Origin of the sequence: Bacillus cereus group sp. BfR-BA-01383 (assembly GCF_022663495.1) — a bacterium.
GTDB classification, from domain to species: Bacteria; Bacillota; Bacilli; order Bacillales; family Bacillaceae_G; genus Bacillus_A; species Bacillus_A cereus_AU.
This window is the reverse complement of the sequence record NZ_JAKUFP010000101.1, coordinates 1-573: the sequence shown is the minus strand read 5'-3', so window position 1 is coordinate 573 and position 573 is coordinate 1. Positions and strand designations below refer to the sequence as shown.

Below are 573 nucleotides of genomic sequence, written 5' to 3'. Positions count from 1 at the left end.
TTTCTAAGCACTTTTTCTTGTTCAGGCGTTGGAATCAGTCTGACTTTCTTCGCCAATATCATCAGAATTTAACTCCTTTACTGTGCGATTACTCGGGCACTCACCTTTCAGATAATGAAAGATTGGTTCTTCTGAATAGTAGCGTGTTCCACCAGCATTCTCCTAAGACTACTAGGATACAAACCTGTTAATTCCGATACTTGACTAACTCGTGAAAATTTCATTATTATTCTCACCTCATTTAATCCACCATAGCACATACGTTCTATACATTCAATGAAGTTTGATAGATTCAATAAAATTTATCTCGTTCAACTAAGGGCGCAATTCCTTAGCCAGTTCTCTTATGAACTTCTCATGTTTTCACATGAGCGCAGACTATATGTTTATCTACTTAGAGATAGAGGATTTTTCCACCACCATAGGCTTGTGATGTACTCTCGTCAGTTATACGAGATAGTCGTTGAACGTTCATCCTATCAATTTTGACTTAGATGATTCGAGGCGGAAGACCCATTGTTCTAGTGTTTAGGATTTAACCTTGCACGATCTGATTGATTTTTTCTGCTTTCG

The 573-nt window shown here is 37.7% G+C and carries 1 protein-coding gene; it reads right to left on the bottom strand.

Annotated elements, in window-relative coordinates:
• On the bottom strand, nucleotides 1-62 hold a 62-nt coding region (locus tag MR065_RS27060; protein ID WP_199663095.1), incomplete at its 3' end, for a helix-turn-helix domain-containing protein.
• Nucleotides 63-573: the final 511 nt, after the last annotated feature.